Below are 284 nucleotides of genomic sequence, written 5' to 3'. Positions count from 1 at the left end.
TATATCTCATTCCGGGAAGGAATGTGTTCTAAGAGTTGAACTACTCCCGCAAATCTAAAATTGGAGCGGAAGATAGGATTTGCACCTATATCTCATTCCGGGAAGGAATGTGTTCTAAAAGTTGAACTACTCCCGCATAATAACCTGGAGGCGGCAACCGGATTTGAACCGGTGATAAAGGTTTTGCAGACCTCTGCCTTACCACTTGGCTATGCCGCCAATAACTGGGCTAGCTGGATTCGAACCAGCGCATGACGGAGTCAAAGTCCGTTGCCTTACCGCTT

Annotated in this window: 2 tRNA genes; both read right to left on the bottom strand. The window is 47.2% G+C overall.

Features of this window, described 5'->3' with window-relative positions:
• Nucleotides 1–61 precede the first annotated feature (61 nt).
• Nucleotides 62–136, bottom strand: a tRNA-Gly gene (locus HMPREF3241_RS10585).
• 9 nt (nucleotides 137–145) lie between these two features.
• Nucleotides 146–219 (bottom strand) — tRNA-Cys (locus HMPREF3241_RS10580).
• Between the last annotated feature and the right edge of the window lie 65 nt (nucleotides 220–284).

Source organism: Staphylococcus sp. HMSC34G04 (genome assembly GCF_001838765.1).
GTDB lineage: Bacteria > Bacillota > Bacilli > Staphylococcales > Staphylococcaceae > Staphylococcus > Staphylococcus epidermidis.
The sequence above is the reverse complement of the archived record's forward strand: the minus strand, read 5'-3'. Positions and strand labels throughout refer to the sequence as shown.